The following is a 15,708-nucleotide window of genomic DNA, read 5'->3' as shown; positions in this document are numbered from 1 at the left end:
GCGGGGCGTTTTCCCCGCATCGATAGTCGAAGCCGGCGCGCCGCCGGCGATTTGTGCCGCGACGCGGCGTGGTTGAGGAGAGGTTTGATCATGGGTGGATTGAGCATTTGGCACTGGCTGATCGTGCTGCTGATCGTCGCGCTGGTTTTCGGTACCAAGAAGCTGCGCAATATCGGCAACGACCTCGGTAGTGCCGTGAAGGGTTTCAAGGACGGCATGAAGGAAGGCGAAACGCCGGCCGACGCGCAGCAACTGCCGCGCACGGGCACGGTCGACGTCAACGCGAAGGAAACGACGCGTTCCGACTCGAACAAGGCGTAACGCCGGCACGCTGACAGGCATTCGCGATGCTGGATCTCGGTCTTTCGAAGATGGCGCTGATCGGCGTCGTCGCACTCGTGGTGCTCGGCCCCGAGCGCCTGCCGCGCGTCGCACGCACGGCGGGCGCGCTGTTCGGCCGCGCGCAGCGGTACATCAACGACGTGAAGGCCGAGGTCTCGCGCGAAATCGAACTCGACGCGCTGCGGACGATGAAGACCGATTTCGAGACGGCCGCGCGCAATGTCGAGACGACCATTCACGACAACCTGCGCGAGCACGAGAAGGAGCTGAACGACACGTGGAATTCCGCGGTCGGCGGCCTTCATGAAGGCTCGGTCGATGCCGGCACGTCGGGCACCGATTCGCCCGCCGCGCCGTCGTCGTGGCGCGCCAGCACGATCGCGCTGGCGCGCAAGCGCCGCAACTGGCGTGTGAAGCAGGCGAGCACGCCGGTCTGGTACAAGCGCGCGACGGCCCGCCGCACGCACGTGCAGTCGGGCGCCGCGCGAGTCGCGCGCCATCAGCCGGCCAGCCTGCGCCGGCCGACGCGTTTCTTCTGAGCCGAGCGCATGCTCGCTCGTCAATCCTACCGAGGGCCGGCGTGAGCGACCCGCAGCAGAATCCGGGCGACGCCCCGGAAGAAACCTTCATTTCCCATCTCGTCGAGCTTCGCGATCGCATCATTCGCGCGGGGCTGGCCGTGATCGTCGTGTTCCTCGGGCTCGTGTACTGGGCGCCCGACATCTTCCGGCTGCTCGCGCGGCCGCTGATGGAGAACTTGCCGAAGGGCGGCAGGATGATCGTCACCGACGTCACCGGCTCGTTCTTCGTGCCGATGAAGGTCACGATGCTCGTCGCGCTCGTGATCGCGCTGCCGATCGTGCTGTACCAGATCTGGGCGTTCGTCGCGCCGGGCCTGTACCAGCACGAGAAGAAGCTCGTCGTGCCGCTCGTCGGCAGCAGCTACGTGCTGTTCCTGTGCGGGATGGCGTTCGCGTACTTCCTCGTGTTCCCGACCATCTTCCGCGTGATGGCGCACTACAACGCGCCGCTCGGCGCCGAGATGTCGACCGATATCGACAACTATCTGAGCTTCGTGCTCGGGATGTTCATCGCGTTCGGCGTCACGTTCGAGGTGCCGATCGTCGTCGTGCTGCTCGTGCGGATGGGCGTGCTGTCGCTGCAGAAGCTGAAGGAAATGCGGCCGTACGTGATCGTCGGCGCCTTCGTCGTCTCGGCGGTCGTCACGCCGCCGGACGTGTTCTCGCAGCTGATGCTCGCGCTGCCGCTCGTCGTGCTGTTCGAGATCGGGCTGCTGGCCGCGCGATTCTTCGTGCCGAAGCCCGGCGAGGAACCGGAAGCGGAAAACGGTACGGCTACCTGAGCCGCGGCGCGGGCGCCGGGCGCCCGCCGAATGCGGTTTCAGGACGACGAATCCACGTCGATACAAAGCAAAAAGGGCAGCCAATGGCTGCCCTTCGTCGTTTACCGCTGCTGCGGGCCGCCGGCTGCGACCGGCCAGCGCGCGTTCATTCGCTGTCGCTGTCCTGCTCGTCGACGGTCTGCTTCGGCGGCGGCGGGCGCTTGCCGATCACGACGTTCACGTCGAACTCCTTGCCCTTGCGCACCACGTGCACCTTGGTCGCCGTGCCGGGCTTGATCTGCGCGACGGTATTCAGCAGCTTGGTCGTGTCGGTGATGTCGTCGCCGTTCACGCTGACGAGGATGTCGCCCGGCTTGATGCCGGCCTTGTCGGCCGGGCCGCCCTGCAGCACGCCCGCGACGATCGCGCCCGACTTCTGCTGGAGCCCGAACGATTCGGCGATCTCCGGCGTGACGTCCTGCGGCTCGACGCCGATCCAGCCCCGCGTGACCGAGCCGGTCGTGATGATGCTTTCGAGCACCGTGCGGGCCGTCGACACGGGGATCGCGAAGCCGATGCCGAGCGAGCCGCCCGAGCGCGAGTAGATCGCGGTGTTGATGCCGAGCAGGTTGCCGTTCACGTCGACGAGCGCGCCGCCCGAGTTGCCGGGGTTGATCGGCGCGTCGGTCTGGATGAAGTTTTCGAACGTGTTGATGCCGAGGTGATTGCGGCCGAGCGCGCTGATGATGCCCATCGTGACCGTCTGGCCGACGCCGAACGGGTTGCCGATCGCCAGCACGACGTCGCCGACGCGCGAGCGGTCCGAACGGCCGAGCGTGATGGTCGGCAGGTCCGTCATGTTGATCTTCAGCACGGCGAGATCGGTTTCCGGATCGCTGCCGATCACCTTCGCGGTGGCCGTGCGGCCGTCGGCGAGCGCGACTTCGATCTGGTCGGCACCATCGACGACGTGCTGGTTCGTTAGAATGTAACCTTCCGGGCTCACGATAACGCCGGAGCCGAGGTTGGCGGCCGGTTCGTCCTGCTGCTTGCGGGCGTTGTTGCGATCGCCGAAGAAATAGCGGAACAGCGGATCCTTCGCGCGCGGATCGGGCGGCAACGAGCCGTCCTTGCTGGAGAACACGTTGACGACGGCGGGCATCGCCTTTTGCGCGGCTTCCGCGTACGACGTGGTCGCCGGCCCGCCGCCGATGCCCGGCGCAACTTCCCGCAGCGCGACGATCGGCGTGGCGAGCTGCTTGCCGAGCTGTCCTTGCCGTTGCAGCCATTGCGGCTTGAGCGTCACGACGATGAACATCAGCGCGAGCAGTACGGTCACCGCCTGCGCGAAGAACAGCCAGAAGCGTCTAAGCATCTGAATAGATTAGAGGTTTATATGGATCGGATCGAACTTGAATTGTACTTGAACAATACCCTTGAAACCGCGCGCTTCAAGGACTATTGCCCGAACGGCCTCCAGGTCGAGGGGCGGCGCAAGATCGAGAAGATCGCCACCGGCGTGACGGCCTCGGTCGCCTTGCTCGAAGCCGCGCTCGAATGGGGCGCCGACGCCGTGCTGGTCCATCACGGCTACTTCTGGCGCAACGAGGCGCCGCAGATCACCGGCCGCAAGTACCGGCGGCTGAAGCTGCTGCTCGCGAACGACCTGAACCTGTTCGCGTTCCACCTGCCGCTCGACGCGCACCCGCTGTTCGGCAACAACGCGCAGCTCGGCGAGAAGCTCGGGCTGATCGGCGACCAGCGTTTCGGCGACGGCGAGCTCGGCTGGATGGCCACGCTGCCGATGCCCGTCACGCTCGAGCACTTCGTCGCGAAGGTCGAGAACACGCTCGGACGCACGCCGCTCGTGCTCGGCGATTCCGACATGCAGGTGCGCCGTGTCGCGTGGTGCACCGGCGGCGCGCAGAGCTATTTCGACGCGGCGATCGACGCGGGCGCCGACGTGTTCCTGACCGGCGAGGTGTCGGAATCGACCACGCACGCGGCCGCCGAGAGCGGCGTCGCGTTCGTTGCGGCGGGGCACCATGCGACCGAGCGCTACGGCGTCCAGGCGCTGGGCCGCCACTTGTCGGAGGAATTCGATATCGAGCACCTTTTTATCGATATTCATAATCCGGTTTGAATCGCGGATTTTGCGGCGGTGCATCGAATTTTCACAATGAAGCAGGCGCTTAAAAGTGAAATGATTTAATTGCTCCGATAGTGGGGGAAAACCCTTAACTATCAATTACTTCGAAGGGATTTTCGTCTCCGGGCCTTGTAAATGGCGACTCCATTCGCGCACACTAGCGGCGGAATGCAAAGTCGTGACGGAAAATCCAACTCAGAAGTGGGGCGTGTGATGCGAGACAAGGAAGACAAACGCGTCGACAGCGGCCGCCGTACCTGGCTGATTGCGACATCCGTAGCAGGTGGCGTGGGAGGCGTAGCCACCGTCATACCTTTCGCGGCGTCGCTTGCGCCGTCCGCGAAAGCGAAAGCGGCCGGCGCGCCGGTCGAGGTCGACATCAGCAACCTGAAGCCCGGCGAGATGGTCACCGTGCCGTGGCGCGGCAAGCCGGTGTGGATCCTGAACCGCACCGACGACATGCTGGCCGACGTCGTCAAGGCCGACAAGGAAGTGGCCGACCCGACCTCGAAATCCCCCTATTCGATGCCGCTGCCCGCGTATTGTGCGAACGAGTATCGCGCGCGGGCCGATCGCAAGAACATTCTCGTCGTGATGGCCGTGTGTACGCACCTCGGCTGCACGCCAAGCCAACGCTTCACGCCCGGTCCGCAGCCGAACCTGCCGGACGACTGGCCGGGCGGCTTCCTCTGCCCGTGTCACGGTTCGACCTACGACCTCGCCGGCCGCGTGTTCAAGAACAAGCCGGCGCCTCAGAATCTCGACATCCCGCCCTATATGTTCACGTCGGCGACGACCCTCGTGATCGGCAAGGACGAGAAAGGAGAAGCGTGATGGCTGCCGACAACAACGAAGTGTCCACGACAGGTGTCACCGGCTGGATCGACCAGCGCTTCCCGCTCACGTCCACCTGGAAGAAGCACGTTTCCGAGTACTACGCGCCGAAGAACTTCAACTTCTGGTACTTCTTCGGCTCGCTCGCGCTGCTGGTGCTCGTCAACCAGATCGTCACGGGCATCTTCCTGACGATGAACTACAAGCCCGACTCGATGCTGGCGTTCGCGTCGGTCGAGTACATCATGCGCGAAGTGCCGTGGGGCTGGCTGATCCGCTACATGCACTCGACCGGCGCGTCGATGTTCTTCGTCGTCGTGTACCTGCACATGTTCCGCGGGCTGATGTACGGGTCGTATCGCAAGCCGCGCGAGCTCGTGTGGATCTTCGGCTGCGCGATCTTCCTGTGCCTGATGGCCGAGGCGTTCTTCGGCTATCTGCTGCCGTGGGGCCAGATGTCGTTCTGGGGCGCGCAGGTGATCGTGAACCTGTTCTCGGCGATCCCGTTCGTCGGCCCGGACCTGTCGCTGTGGATCCGCGGCGATTATGTGGTGTCCGACGTCACGCTGAACCGCTTCTTCGCATTCCACGTGATTGCGATTCCGCTCGTGCTGGTGGGCCTCGTCGTCGCGCACCTCGTCGCGCTGCACGAGGTCGGGTCCAACAACCCGGACGGCATCGAGATCAAGGCGAAGAAGGACGAAAACGGCATTCCGCTCGACGGCATCCCGTTCCATCCGTATTACTCGGTGCACGATTTCTTCGGCGTCTGCGTGTTCCTGATGGTGTTCGCGCTGATCGTGTTCTTCGCGCCGGAGATGGGCGGCTACTTCCTGGAGTCGAACAACTTCGTCCCCGCGAACCCGCTGCAGACGCCGCCGGAGATCGCGCCGGTCTGGTACTTCACCGCGTTCTACGCGATGCTGCGCGCGACCACCGACCCGTTCAAGATCGTGCTGATGATCGTGATCGCGCTGCTCGGCGTGCTCGCGCTGGTGCGCGCGCGCGGCAAGTGGAAGCTCGGCCTGCCGGTGCTGGCCGCGGCGATCGTCGTGTTCATGTTCCTGACCGAATCGAAGTTCTGGGGCGTCGTCGTGATGGGTTCGGCGGTGATCACGCTGTTCTTCCTGCCGTGGCTCGACCGCAGCCCGGTGAAGTCGATCCGCTACCGGCCGCTGTTCCACAAGGTGTTCCTCGGGATCTTCGTCGCGGCGTTCCTGACGCTGGCGTTCCTCGGCACGCGGCCGCCGTCGCCGGCTGCAACGCTGATTGCGCAGGGCTGTGCGCTGATCTACTTCGCGTTCTTCCTCGGCATGCCGGTCTGGACGCCGCTTGGCACGTTCAAGCAGCCGCCGGAACGGGTGCGCTTCAAGCCCCATTAACGTGAGCGAGGAGAGAACGACATGAAGAAACTGCTTTCGACGCTCGCGCTGATCGGTGCGACGGCCGTGGCGCTGCTTGCGGCGCCGGCCGTGCGCGCGGAAGGTAATTTTCCGCTCGACCGGGCGCCCGATAACACGGAAAATCTCGTTTCGCTTCAGCACGGCGCGCAATTGTTTGTAAACTATTGCCTGAACTGCCACAGCGCGAACCTGATGCGCTACAACCGTCTGACGGATCTGGGCATATCCCAGAAGGAGATCGAAAAGAATCTCCTGTTCACGACCGACAAGGTCGGGAACACGATGTCCGTCGCGATGCGGCCCGAAGACGCGAAGAACTGGCTCGGCACCATGCCGCCCGACCTGTCTGTCGAGGAGCGGGCGCGCGGCCGCGACTGGCTGTATACGTATCTGCGCAGTTTCTACCGCGACGATACGCGGCCGACCGGCTGGAACAACGCGGTGTTCGAGAACGTCGGCATGCCCCATGTGTTGTGGCAGCTGCAGGGGCAGCGCACTGCCAAATTCGAAGACAAGACGAACGAGGAGACGGGCGAGAAGGTCCATACGCTCGTCGGCTTCCAGCAAGTCACACCGGGGACACTGTCGTCGCCGGATTATGATGCTGCGGTGGCCGACCTGGTGGCGTATATGACGTGGATGTCCGAGCCGGCTCAGCAGACCCGCAAACGCCTCGGCGTGTGGGTGCTGATCTTTCTCGGCGTCCTGACTTTCCTGGCCTGGCGGCTCAATGCCGCGTATTGGAAAGATATCAAGTAAACACGCCTGACCGGCGTGGGGCCGGCGCAAGGCGGAACCCGTGAAAGGGGTTGCGTCGCGTGCCGGCCCTCGGCTTTTTTGAGGAAACGCAAATATGATGGTTCTGTATTCCGGCACAACTTGCCCGTTCTCCCAGCGTTGCCGGCTGGTGCTGTTCGAGAAGGGCATGGACTTCGAAATTCGTGACGTCGACCTGTTCAACAAGCCGGAAGACATCTCGGTGATGAACCCGTACGGTCAGGTGCCGATTCTGGTCGAGCGCGATCTGATCCTGTACGAATCGAACATCATCAACGAATACATCGACGAGCGCTTCCCGCATCCGCAGCTGATGCCGGCCGACCCGGTGCAGCGCGCGCGTGCGCGCCTGTTCCTGCTGAACTTCGAGAAGGAGCTGTTCGTTCACGTCAGCACGCTCGAGAACGAGAAGGGCAAGGCAGCGGAGAAGAATCACGAGAAGGCGCGTCTTGCGATCCGCGATCGCCTGACGCAGCTTGCGCCGATCTTCGTGAAGAACAAGTACATGCTCGGCGAGGAGTTCTCGATGCTCGACGTCGCGATCGCGCCGCTGCTGTGGCGTCTGGATCACTACGGCATCGAGCTGTCGAAGAACGCTGCGCCGCTGATGAAGTATGCCGAGCGGATCTTCAGCCGTCCCGCGTATATCGAAGCACTGACGCCGTCCGAAAAGGTCATGCGTCGCTGATGGTGCAATGAGTGCATGACGGAGCGGGCGGCGCGGCGTGCCGCGTGCCCGCTCCGGGTTCGAGGATTGTGATGCAAGAGATTTCAACGAAGCCGTATCTGTTGCGCGCGCTTTACGAGTGGTGCACCGATAACGGATACACGCCGCATATCGCGGTGAGGGTCGACCAGTCGACGCGCGTGCCGCGCCAGTTCGTGCGTGACGGCGAGATCGTGCTCAACATCAGCTTCGAGGCCACGAGCCAGTTGCAGATGGGTAACGAGTGGATCGAGTTCACCGCCCGGTTTTCCGGGAAGGCGCACAAGATCGAGATTCCGGTGGCCAACGTGCTCGCGATCTATGCGCGGGAAAACGGGCAGGGGATGGCGTTCCAGGTCGATGCGGTGGCGGGTGAGGGCGAGGATTCGGGCGTGGCCGAAGACGAGGGCATGCCGAGCGACGATGCTGCGTCGCCGTTGACGCCGGTCGCTGAAAGCGGGGCGAACGAGGAGCCGTCCGAAGGCGCCGACGAGCCGCCGAACACCGACGGCGACGGCTCGAAAGGCGGTAGCAGACCTCGCCTCAAGATCGTGAAATGAGGTAGAATCGCGGGCTTACGCCGGCTTAGCTCATCTGGTAGAGCAGTTGATTTGTAATCATCAGGTGGCGGGTTCGAGTCCTGCAGCCGGCACCAAACACTAGTTTCAAGTAGTACCCGGAAGTCCCAAAACCCGCGTCCAGCCTAGCGCTGACGCGGGTTTTTTGTTTCAGGACGTCCCGTGAGAGGCCGGGGCATCCCCAAAATTTGGGGGTAAGATTCGGGGTATGACTTCCGGGATTTGGGGGTATGCCGTACCCCCGACGAACAATGAAAACCAAACCTCTTACCGACGCCAAGTGCCGCAACGCTAGATTCGATGAGGCCGGGGGGAACAAACTCTTCGACGGCGGCGGCCTGTATCTCGATCTGCGCTCCAGTGGTTCGAAGAAATGGCGGCTCAAATACCGGTTCAATGGCAAAGAAAACCTGCTGACGTTCGGCGACTATCCCGCGACATCGCTCGCTGATGCTCGGTCGAGGCGTGACGAAGCGAAGCGGCTGTTAGCGGAAGGGAAGAACCCTGCGTTCGAGCGTGACGTCGAGAAGCAGACTCGCGCCATTGCCGCACAGAACACCTTCGAGGCCGTCGCGCTGGAGTGGTACGAGGCGCAGCAAGCGACATGGAGCGCTTCGCACGCGAACCGAGTCAAGAAACAGCTCGATCGCGAGGTGTTTCCCCTGATCGGCCAGCGCCCGATTTCTTCGATCGGCGCCCCGGATTTGCTCGCGGTCGTTCGACGAATCGAAGGACGAGAGGCGTTCGAGACGGCGCGCAAGACGTTGCAGACATGCGGCCAAGTCTTTCGCTATGCCGTTGCAACGAGCCGTGCCGAGCGAGATCCGTCGCCTGACCTGCGAGGCGCATTGAAGGCGGTGCGCGTCAAGCATATGGCGCGAGTCGGCGAAAGCGAGCTGCCGGAGTTGCTTCGCTCGATCGCCTCCTATGAAGGCGAGCCCGAGACCCGGCTCGCTCTGCGATTCCTGGCATTGACGTTCGTTCGCACCATCGAGCTGCGGCAGGCCGAGTGGACGGAGATCGACTTGGAGCGCCGAGAGTGGCGCATTCCGGCCGAGAAGATGAAGATGCGCCGCGTGCATATCGTGCCGCTCGCCGAGCAGGCGATCGCGCTGCTTTCCGAGCTGCGCGCGCTGACGGGCCACCGTCGCTGGCTGTTCCCGAACAGCCGCAGACCGTTGCAGCAGATGAGCGAGAACACGATTCTGTACGCTCTATACCGGATGGGCTATCGCAGCCGTATGACCGGGCACGGGTTCCGTGGTCTCGCTTCAACGATCTTGAACGAGAAGGGATTCAATTCCGACTGGATCGAGCGCCAGCTCGCCCACTCGGAGCAGGACGGGGTGCGGGCGGCATACAACCATGCCGAGTATCTGTCTGAGCGCCATCGAATGATGCAGTGGTGGGCGGACTATCTCGACAAGCAGAGTGGGGCGCAGATCATCCCGATCGCGGCGGCAGGATAGGTCCGTACCGCTGCGAGTATGACCCCCTTCCGTGCGTCTCCCACCAGTAAAACGGACACGGCCTAGGCATAGGGTAAGCCGATGATTTGGCCCCTTATTATTATGTGCCCCCCTTGTTTCCGCCGTCAGTAGAGAAAACACGCGGGTGTGAGCCCCCGCGTCTTTGCCCTAGACGCAGGGTCCCCCGCTTTCCGGCCACCCCGTCACTTGCGGCCGGCGCAACAATGCCCGATCGGGGCGCATCGCGGACACCCCCTCGAAAACACGTCGTCGATGCCCTTGGAATCCCGGAGAGCCGCGCCCCGCATAGCTTCGCGGTCGCTACGGTCGGTCGACGCCTGTCCGCTCAGTGCAAAACGAGTTGGAGATTTGGAGATAAACGTCTGAATCGGCCGCAAAGCCATACGGGGTAAGGCTTCGCGTGTCTCCAAACGATTTGGAGAACGCTGGAGATACTGGAGATAAACCGGGCTGGATTGTTACGGCTACGGCAAGATTCGCGGCAACCGCCCGCCCAGTTCCGTCTGGAGCGTATCGCTCAAAGTAACTTTGACGCGCGGGCCAAAATGCCGCGCAAAGGAATGCCCGCCACCGCCCTCCCGGACGGCGACGGTGCATTTCACAACTCAAGCGTGAAGATCGACGGAAGCACGCGATAGACCATGAACTTGCCGTGACCGGGGATGTACTCCTGCCGGTACGGATAGCCGTCACTACGCGGCATCAGCACGCCCCGCTTCATCAGTGCCTTGGCGACGATCTTGTGATCGAAGCCGGCGCACACGTCCTTGCGAAACACGGCCGCTTCGATCAGGTATTCCGTCTCGACGCTTTCCGCATCGTCGGCGCTCATCTTGCCGCCGAACTCGGCGTAATACTCCCGATCGGATGCGATCGGCGTGCGCCGCTCGTCGCGCTTCACGTGCTGCTTGAAGCCCGCTCGATGCGGCACGTTCGGCCGATGGTCGTCCTGTGCCCGGTTCATCCACACGAAACGGTTGTCGCCGTGCGCGGCGAGGAAATGCTGAACCTGCCGCACGGCTTCCGCCTCGTCCGAATTGCCGGTACCGCCGCGCAGTTCGAGCCAGCCTTCGAAACAGCGACGCGCGGCCTCGACCGCTTCGCCCTGCGGCCAGCCGGTCAGCCCGTGTGCCGTCGCCAGCTCGCCGGCCACTGCAACGAGGCAGAACCGCTTGGCGACGCGCGCGACCTGCGAATGCGAACCATCCGGCACCCATTGCCCGACCAGCTCGTCGACGCGCATGCGCAGATGCTCGGCCAGCTCGCCGGCCTGCGACGACGCCCACTCGATGAACGCAGGGCCGGCCGTGCCGTAGTGCATGCCGGCGTGCCGCTCTAGATGCTCGATCAGCGCGGCCGGCGTCGGGAACCCGTGCAGCTTCTCCACGACGCCCATTTCGCCAACCTCGGCCGGGATCGCGGGCAAGCGCACTTCGATACCGCCTTTCATCGGTTTGTTGCCCTCGGCCATCAGCGCGGACACGCTCTTTTCGCCGTTCGACAGGAACAGCAGCCGCCACGTGAGAACCGGCTTTGCCGAACCGCTACGCGACGCGCGGGCCTTGCCCGACTCGTTCGCAAGCATGTAGATCACATCGCCGACCAAACGCGGCTCAACCTGCCCGATTTCGTCGAGGATCAGCAGCGCGTCGCTATGCTGCGTGGCCACGGCTTCGAGCGCGTTGTCGGTCGCCTTCCAGCTCCGCACGTAATCCGGCGAGCCGAACACTGACGCGGCGATGACGCCGCCGGTCGACTTGCCCTTGGACGTCGTGCCGAGCAGGTGAAAGCCGCCCGACTGAAGCCCGGAGAAGTGCAGCAACGGACCAGCGAAGGCGGTAGCGACGCAGAACAGCAGCCGGCTATTGCCGACACAGTAGGCGGCGACCTCGCGTTGCCAGTCGTCCAGCGTCCCGCGCTCCTTAAACTGGCTCTGGATCGGCGTATCGGCCTGATAGATCAGCGCCTCCTTGCCCGTCCCGATCACGCGGTCGGGCAGCACGAACGCACCGTGATGCCAGCCGACGCGCGGCACGCAGCGCACGCGCTCGTCCGGCTGCGCCATCTGCACATAGTTCGCAATCTGCGTGCGGGCGATCTGCGTGACGCCGAGCTTCACGCCCATGTCGAGCAGCATGCGGCGCAGCTCCGTGCCGTCGCCGGCAAAGAGGCCGGCCGGCACCGCCCACCGTTTCAGGATGCCGTCGCGATCCGTGAATTCGAGCAGGTAGCCCCACTCGCTGTTCATCTCGTTGCGCGTCTCCGCGATCACGTCGATACGCGTGCTGACCCAATGCGGCGGGAGCGGGTCGCCCTGATTGTTGAAGCCGTGAAACCACACGCCCTTGTCGTCGACGACGAACCGCGACTTGCCGTCCTGCGCGCGGGCCGTTTTCGGGCGCTTGGCGGGCTTCGCGGCGGCTGGAGCAGCCTTGCCCTTGCCGGCATCCGACAGGCCGGCCGACGCAAGCGCAGCGCGCACGGCGGCGGACACCGCATCCGGGCCGAGGTGCGCAGCCAGGTCATTGAAGTCGGTGCCGGCTGCCGGGCGGTTCGGACCGAAGTCGGGCACGGCGACGATGCCGGCGACGGCCTCGGCCGCCGCGCGGGCCTTCGTCACGCCCGGATTGCCCTTCGTCGTGTGATCGTCATCGGCGCACACGACGATGCGGGCGTCCGGATACTGACCGCGCAGCGCCGTCGCGACCGCGTGCAGATTGCCGGCGTCGAACGCGACGGCGGCCGGATGGCCCGTCGCGGCCGCGAGCGTCGCGCACGTGGCGTAACCCTCGCCAATCAGCAGCGTGGACGGCGCGGAAGATAGCGGGCCGCCGATCAACGAGAAGCAGCCTGCCTTGCGGCCGTTCGGCAGATAGCGTTTCTGGCCGTCCGTCAGGATGAATTCCAGCGTCCACAGCTTGCCGTCCGCGTCACGCGCCGGGATGACGAGTGCGCCGTCGCATACGGCCGTGCCGATGCACAAGCCGCCGCGATAGACGCGCAGCGCGTCGACCGGAATGCGCTTGCGAACAAGATACGGATGATCGGCCGGCGCGGGCTCGGCCGCCGACCAGATCGATTCGGCGAGCGCCGACGCGGCTTGCTGTTTCTCCGTCAGTTCGGCCAGCTCGGCCGCTTCGCGGGCCGCACGTTCGGCTTTCTGCCGCTCGCGCTCCGCTGGGTCGACGGGCTTGGCCCGATGCGCGCGCGGATCGAAGCCGCCAAGCTTGGCGAGGTGAAAGAGCGTGTTGATGGTGATCTTGCCGCCCTTGAACGACTTCCACACATCGCGCGCGTCCTTGCCGTTGTAGTTCTGCGCGCCTTGGCTCCATTCGTTCCAGAGGGCGAAGCCCTCCTCGCCAAACTCGGCCTTGAGCGCCATCCCCACCTGACTCCACGTGTCGCGGTCGTCGGGCGGAACATAGCCGAGCGCGACTCTCGCCCGCTCGAATTCGGACATGGGTGCGTTACTCATAGGTTCCCACTGGACGCGCGTCGGTCGGCTTCCGATTAGTAGTCCATATCGGGCAAGCAGCTACCCGACGCGCGAAGAATTGAATGATGTGACGATGCCTTGCGGCGGGGCGTCAGCCGGCCGCGCGAGGCACCGACAGAACCGCCCCGCCGGCCGTGACGTCGTTGCTGTAGACGTAGCGGCCGAGCCGCGACTCGCCAAGGGCGTCGTTGGCCGCCTCCAGCGCCGCGCCGATAGACGGAAGGGACGCGCGGAACAGGCTCAGCACAAGCCAGTAGTCGTCATCGGACATGGCCTTGTCGGCCGCCCAATGCAGGCTGTCCAGCAGCTCCATCGCATCGTTGATCCGCGTTCCGATGCGGTTGCGATCGGGGCGGTTCACCTCGGCCACGAAGTGTGGCGCGAGCGGTTGCACGGCGTTCTTGTTCGTCTTTGCCATGGTCGCTCCGTCAGTGCGTCGTGCGCGGTTCGCGCGTGACGATGCCGAGGGCTGCGAACAGATGCTGCTGTACGCGCCCCATCAGGCCGGCCGCGAACGCCTGACGGCTGATCGTCACGCGGTGCGCGTCGACGTCGCCCGCGTCCTGCATGGCGGCTTCCATGCCGCGCGCGAATGCGGCGGCTTGATGGGCCGCGTAGTCGTGCAGCCGCACATCGCCTTTCAGGTCGAGCCATGCGTCGGCGCAGATCGCGCCCAGGTCGACGGCGAATTGCAGCTCGATCGGAGCGCCGGTATCGAGTGGCGGTGCGTTGTCGAATCCGTCGACAACGGCGGTTCGGATGCGCTGGTCAGTCATGGCACACCTCCGGCTGCGCAGTGCGACGCATTTCGGCTGAATACCGGCTCGCAACGCTTTGCCCCATGTCGACGAGCGCCCGCTCGTAGGTGCCCTCCGCAAGATGCGAACGGACGGCATCGAACAGGGCTTCGAGCTGGGCGAACTGATGGGCCGCACACATGGCGATCATCTTGACTTCGTTCGGCAGGCGGAATTCAGACATGGCACACCTCCAGAATCGACGCGAGGAGTTGCCCGACGTCGATCGTGCAATCCAGCTCCGCTTCGCCGCGAATCGGCGTGAGGTTCCAGTCGTAGACGGCCGCATGCGTGAAATCGCTAGACCGGCGACCGCAGACGCTACGCCCCGAGACGGGGCCGCCCAAGATCCGCACGCGCCAATCGTGATCGGGCGTCGGACGAGCCGATGCCACCTCGACCAGCATGCCGATACGCGAGCGAGCATCGCATTTCGTGACGATCGCCAGATCGCCAATCTTGCAGCGCAGGTCAGCCATGGCGCACCTCCGCGCGAACGAGTGCTGCGATCGCGGCCAGTGCCGCGCCGGTTGCATCGAGCGCGTCTTGATACGTGTTGGCGGTTGCTGCGTCGCGCAGTGCTGCGCGGACGATGGATTGAATGAGGTGGGTTTGGTGCCCGGTACGGGCGTGCGACGGCTGGCGCATTGGGTGCGACCTCCTTTGACGGGTTGACGAACCCGGCTCCCATCGCCAAATGGGGTGGCCGGGCACATGACAGGGTTGGCGAACCGGCGTCAAAGGAAACCGGCGTGCGCGAACGCACCCCCATCAGGCCCGACCATAGAAGGCACATGATGTGCGGACGCAAAAAAACCGCGCTCAGGCGGTTGTCCGCCTTTGACAAATTCCGGTCGCCAAACCGGGTCACTGTTGTTTCAGCGACGCCCATAGGATACTGCGCACCGCCGCGCGACGCAAATCGCAATACTCGCAATGCAAAGTGACTTTCGGCTGGCATCATGCTTGTTCGCGCTCCTTGAGTACAGCAATGGCCAGCTTTATCGCTTCGATGTCTATGCGTGACGGATCACGATGCGCGAGCGTTTGGCCGAGCGCGGCACCGCGTAAGAGAGCCTGTGCTGACGAGCGACGCGACACGTCTGTGCAGTGCGCGTAGATATCGCTATAAACAGCGCGATGTGCCGCCAGCAGGTCGCGGTTGTGCTCGCGATGATAGGCCCGTGCGTCGTGCGCGGCAGCGATGATCGCTTGGACCAGCTTGTCGGAAGCCGAGCCGAGTCGATCGGGCGTCAGGCGAGGGGATTCGAGCATTAGCGTCGCGGCTAGCGTGATGGCCACCGCGACAAGCTTAAGGGCGTCGTCACCCTGATTCCACAGAGTCCCCTCAACATCGTCGAGAAGAGCCGCGACTATGCGAAGTTTTTTGTCTTTACAGCGACCGTACGCTGCATCGCGAGCCATCGCGGCAGCGCCTATCGCACCACCATATGGACCACCTCGGCCGATCGCCATCAAGTTGAGCGCGATCATGCCTGTCCCCGCTTCGCCTGTGTGTCGATCCATGCATTGATGTCGGACTCTAGCCAGCCGACGGCGCGGGTGCCGAGCGGAATAGGCTTCGGGAACGCGCCTGCCTGAATGCGTCGGTAGATTTCGCTTTTGCTCAGACCGACGCGGCCGAGGAGGCAGCGCATGCGCACAACGCGATTGATCGGGTACGACGTGTTTTGCATCTATGCTCCGCTAGTTATGGGACCGTGCGGGTTTGCACGGGATAACGCGAAGCATGCAGGCTGAAACGCAACTGTCGTATCGACAACTGCGTTTACG

At 64.1% G+C, this 15,708-nt stretch carries 19 protein-coding genes and 1 tRNA gene; 11 read left to right on the top strand and 9 right to left on the bottom strand.

Annotated features, from left to right (window positions below; all coding sequences use genetic code 11):
• The first annotated feature begins 90 nt into the window (after positions 1-90).
• The 3 genes from tatA to tatC are packed head-to-tail and all read left to right on the top strand — an operon-like array spanning position 91 to position 1,705.
• Positions 91-321 carry a Sec-independent protein translocase subunit TatA gene (tatA, locus tag AK36_RS11945; protein WP_006751795.1) on the top strand — a complete coding sequence of 77 codons (231 nt, stop codon included), beginning with the start codon at positions 91-93 and terminating at the stop codon, positions 319-321.
• 26 nt (positions 322-347) lie between these two features.
• Entirely contained in the window at positions 348-881 is a 534-nt protein-coding gene (tatB, locus tag AK36_RS11940; protein WP_045578580.1) for a Sec-independent protein translocase protein TatB, read from the top strand.
• A 41-nt stretch (positions 882-922) separates the two neighbouring features.
• On the top strand, positions 923-1,705 hold the full coding sequence (gene tatC, locus AK36_RS11935) for a twin-arginine translocase subunit TatC (protein ID WP_011883064.1): 783 nt from the start codon (positions 923-925) through the stop codon (positions 1,703-1,705).
• Between the two features lie 145 nt (positions 1,706-1,850).
• Here tatC and AK36_RS11930 read toward each other — a convergent pair whose 3' ends face one another.
• On the bottom strand, positions 1,851-3,059 hold the full coding sequence (locus AK36_RS11930; RefSeq protein WP_011883065.1) for a Do family serine endopeptidase: 1,209 nt from the start codon (positions 3,057-3,059) through the stop codon (positions 1,851-1,853).
• A gap of 21 nt (positions 3,060-3,080) precedes the next feature.
• Here AK36_RS11930 and AK36_RS11925 point away from each other — a divergent pair, with 21 nt between their 5' ends.
• The 8 genes from AK36_RS11925 (at position 3,081) to AK36_RS11890 (ending at position 9,600) form a co-directional block, all read left to right on the top strand.
• A complete protein-coding gene (locus AK36_RS11925; RefSeq protein WP_011883066.1) occupies positions 3,081-3,827 on the top strand; it encodes a Nif3-like dinuclear metal center hexameric protein in 747 nt (248 codons plus the stop codon).
• 219 nt (positions 3,828-4,046) lie between these two features.
• Entirely contained in the window at positions 4,047-4,667 is a 621-nt protein-coding gene (gene petA / locus AK36_RS11920) for a ubiquinol-cytochrome c reductase iron-sulfur subunit (RefSeq protein ID WP_011883067.1), read from the top strand.
• Positions 4,667-6,049, top strand: a complete 1,383-nt coding sequence (locus tag AK36_RS11915; RefSeq protein ID WP_011883068.1) for a cytochrome b — start codon at positions 4,667-4,669, stop codon at positions 6,047-6,049. The genes petA and AK36_RS11915 overlap by 1 nt, the downstream gene beginning before the upstream one ends.
• Before the next feature lie 21 nt (positions 6,050-6,070).
• The gene (locus tag AK36_RS11910) at positions 6,071-6,829 is read left to right on the top strand and encodes a cytochrome c1 (RefSeq protein ID WP_011883069.1); all 759 of its coding nucleotides are present in this window, start codon (positions 6,071-6,073) and stop codon (positions 6,827-6,829) included.
• A gap of 94 nt (positions 6,830-6,923) precedes the next feature.
• Positions 6,924-7,535: a glutathione S-transferase N-terminal domain-containing protein gene (locus AK36_RS11905; RefSeq protein WP_006400565.1), complete on the top strand. Its 612-nt coding sequence runs from the start codon at positions 6,924-6,926 to the stop codon at positions 7,533-7,535.
• A gap of 71 nt (positions 7,536-7,606) precedes the next feature.
• The gene (locus AK36_RS11900; protein ID WP_014722317.1) at positions 7,607-8,113 is read left to right on the top strand and encodes a ClpXP protease specificity-enhancing factor; all 507 of its coding nucleotides are present in this window, start codon (positions 7,607-7,609) and stop codon (positions 8,111-8,113) included.
• Positions 8,114-8,132: 19 nt separating this feature from the next.
• Positions 8,133-8,208: transfer RNA gene (locus AK36_RS11895), tRNA-Thr, on the top strand.
• 174 nt (positions 8,209-8,382) lie between these two features.
• Positions 8,383-9,600, top strand: coding sequence for a tyrosine-type recombinase/integrase (locus AK36_RS11890; protein ID WP_045578579.1), 1,218 nt, complete (start codon positions 8,383-8,385; stop codon positions 9,598-9,600).
• A 619-nt stretch (positions 9,601-10,219) separates the two neighbouring features.
• Here the strand turns inward: AK36_RS11890 and AK36_RS11885 are convergent.
• The 8 genes from AK36_RS11885 to AK36_RS11855 all read right to left on the bottom strand — a co-directional run bounded on the left by AK36_RS11885 (position 10,220) and on the right by AK36_RS11855 (position 15,611).
• Positions 10,220-13,081 (bottom strand): DUF927 domain-containing protein, encoded by a 2,862-nt coding sequence (locus AK36_RS11885; RefSeq protein ID WP_043290731.1) that lies wholly within the window; start codon positions 13,079-13,081, stop codon positions 10,220-10,222.
• A gap of 127 nt (positions 13,082-13,208) precedes the next feature.
• Positions 13,209-13,535: a hypothetical protein gene (locus AK36_RS11880; RefSeq protein WP_011883073.1), complete on the bottom strand. Its 327-nt coding sequence runs from the start codon at positions 13,533-13,535 to the stop codon at positions 13,209-13,211.
• A gap of 10 nt (positions 13,536-13,545) precedes the next feature.
• Complete coding sequence (locus AK36_RS11875; RefSeq protein ID WP_011883074.1) at positions 13,546-13,893, bottom strand: hypothetical protein; 348 nt, start codon at positions 13,891-13,893, stop codon at positions 13,546-13,548.
• Complete coding sequence (locus tag AK36_RS11870) at positions 13,886-14,098, bottom strand: hypothetical protein (protein ID WP_038785424.1); 213 nt, start codon at positions 14,096-14,098, stop codon at positions 13,886-13,888. Before AK36_RS11870 ends, AK36_RS11875 begins: the two co-directional genes overlap by 8 nt.
• The gene (locus tag AK36_RS11865) at positions 14,091-14,393 is read right to left on the bottom strand and encodes a hypothetical protein (protein ID WP_011883075.1); all 303 of its coding nucleotides are present in this window, start codon (positions 14,391-14,393) and stop codon (positions 14,091-14,093) included. The genes AK36_RS11870 and AK36_RS11865 overlap by 8 nt, the downstream gene beginning before the upstream one ends.
• The gene (locus AK36_RS33950) at positions 14,386-14,562 is read right to left on the bottom strand and encodes a hypothetical protein (RefSeq protein ID WP_011883076.1); all 177 of its coding nucleotides are present in this window, start codon (positions 14,560-14,562) and stop codon (positions 14,386-14,388) included. The genes AK36_RS11865 and AK36_RS33950 overlap by 8 nt, the downstream gene beginning before the upstream one ends.
• Before the next feature lie 312 nt (positions 14,563-14,874).
• On the bottom strand, positions 14,875-15,408 hold the full coding sequence (locus AK36_RS11860) for a hypothetical protein (protein ID WP_045578578.1): 534 nt from the start codon (positions 15,406-15,408) through the stop codon (positions 14,875-14,877).
• Entirely contained in the window at positions 15,405-15,611 is a 207-nt protein-coding gene (locus tag AK36_RS11855; RefSeq protein WP_011883078.1) for a helix-turn-helix transcriptional regulator, read from the bottom strand. Before AK36_RS11855 ends, AK36_RS11860 begins: the two co-directional genes overlap by 4 nt.
• Positions 15,612-15,708 lie beyond the last annotated feature (97 nt).

It is taken from the genome of Burkholderia vietnamiensis LMG 10929 (genome assembly GCF_000959445.1).
GTDB lineage: Bacteria > Pseudomonadota > Gammaproteobacteria > Burkholderiales > Burkholderiaceae > Burkholderia > Burkholderia vietnamiensis.
The sequence above is the reverse complement of the archived record's forward strand: the minus strand, read 5'-3'. Positions and strand labels throughout refer to the sequence as shown.